Genomic DNA, 1860 nt, shown 5'->3' with positions numbered 1-1860 from the left:
GGAGCCGGGCGGGCATGGGTTCGGCGCCGGTCCCCGCCCGGCGGGCGGCACGGCGCGGCGCGGTCAGGTACACGGCGAGGACGGCCAGCGCCGCGACGTCCCCGAGCAGGCGGACGGGTAGGGGTCCGAAGGCGGCGAGCGAGAGCGCGACCACGGCGAGGGAGGTGACCCCGACGAGGCCGGTCACCTTCGGATGGGACCAGCCGGCGATGGTGAGCCGCTGGTAGGCGTGGGAGCGGTGGGCGGTGTGCCAGCGCTCGCCGCCGCGGATCCGCCGGATCAGCGTCACCGTCGTGTCCGCCAGGTACAGGGCGCTCGGCGCGAGCGCCGCCTCCGGTGGGACGCCGGCGAGGACCGCCTGCGCGGTGAGGACGGCGAGGACGGCGCCGAGGGTGTAGCTCCCGACGTCGCCGAGGAACACCCGGGCCCGCGGGAAGTTGAACGGCAGGAAGCCGAGCGCGGCGGCGGCGACGATCACCCCGCCGGCGCTGACGGTGGGCGCGTCGCGGGCGGCGCCGAGCGCGGCCAGGGTCGCGCCGGAGAGTACCGCGGTCAGGGCCGAGATGCCGTTGATGCCGTCCATGAAGTTGAAGGCGTTGACGTAGCCCGTGATCCAGACGGGGGCGGCCACGCAGACGAGCAGCACCATGAGCAGCCCGGGCGCGGGGTCACCGAGCACGGCGCCGAGCACGGTCATCGCCGCGACGGCGAACGACGCCGCGGTGTGCAGGGCCAGGCGTCGCATCGCGGTGACGCCGCCGACGTCCTCGGCCAGTCCGATCAGGCCGAACAGCGCGGTGGCCGCGGACAGCGGGAGCAGGTCGGGGACGTCGCCGGAGCCGCGGGCCAGCACGGTGGCGAGCACGCCGGCGAACAGGCCAAGGGCGACGGCGACGCCGCCCCCGCGCGGGGTCGGCGCGTGGTGCGACGAGCGGGCGTTGACCTCGTCGATGGCCGCGAGGCGGTGCATGGAGACGATGACGATCGGGGTTGCCGCCAGGGTGGCGAGGTAGGCGACGGCCGGCGCTGACAGCATGCCGTTCCTCCGGCTCAGACACGTCGGATGGAGAGCGAGCGGCGTTCATCGCTGAATGTAATGCATCAACTACACTCCGCGGCACGATGCGTGGTGCGGGTGTCCCGCCTACTTCCCGGAGGTTCGCGCGATGAAGCAGGTGGTGCAGGCCGCGTCCGGGGGAGCGGTGCGGGTCGTGGACGTGCCCGTGCCGATCATCGGCCCGACCGAGGTTCTGGTGGCGACGCAGGCGACCATCGTGTCCGCCGGCACCGAGCGGGCCGTCACCGCGCTGGCCCGCTCCGGGCTGATCGCCAAGGCCCGCGCCCGCCCCGACCTGGTCCGCAAGGTCGCGACGAAGGCCCGCACCGACGGCCTCGGGCCGGCCGTACGCACCGTGCGTGACCGGCTCGCCGAAGATGTCCCCTTGGGCTACAGCGGCTGCGGCCGGGTGGTCGAGGTGGGCGCCGCCGTCGAGGGCATCCGCCCGGGCGACCTCGTCGCCACCGGCGGTGCGGGGCGGGCCAACCACGCCGAGTTCCAGGCGGTGCCCGGGCTGCTGTGCGCCCGGGTGCCGGGCGGCGTCGATCCCGCCGCCGCCGCGTTCGCGACGATCGGTTCGATCGCCCTGCACGGGCTGCGCCTCGCCGAGGTCGGCCCGGGCTCGAAGGTGGCCGTCATCGGCCTCGGGCTCGTCGGTCAGCTCGCGGCCCGCCTCGCGCTGGCCAGTGGCTGCGACGTGGCCGGCATCGACGTGGCCGAGCTGCCGCTGGCGGCGGCGCGCGCTGCCGGGATCCGGGCCTTTGAGGAGGCCGGCGAGGCCACCACCGCGGCCATGCGCGGGT

2 protein-coding genes are annotated in these 1860 nt (G+C 75.6%); one reads left to right on the top strand and one right to left on the bottom strand.

Annotated features, from left to right (window positions below; genetic code table 11):
* Positions 1 to 1036, bottom strand: a 1036-nt coding sequence (locus MXD58_RS26755; RefSeq protein ID WP_250610576.1) for an MraY family glycosyltransferase, incomplete at its 3' end; no start/stop codon positions are given.
* 130 nt (positions 1037 to 1166) lie between these two features.
* On the opposite strand from MXD58_RS26755, the gene MXD58_RS26750 reads away from it, so the two are divergent.
* The coding region (locus MXD58_RS26750) for a zinc-dependent alcohol dehydrogenase (protein WP_250610574.1) at positions 1167 to 1860 on the top strand (694 nt) is incomplete at its 3' end.

Source organism: Frankia sp. AgKG'84/4 (assembly GCF_023242965.2).
In the GTDB taxonomy this organism is placed as follows: Bacteria; Actinomycetota; Actinomycetes; order Frankiales; family Frankiaceae; genus Frankia.
The sequence above is the reverse complement of the archived record's forward strand: the minus strand, read 5'-3'. Positions and strand labels throughout refer to the sequence as shown.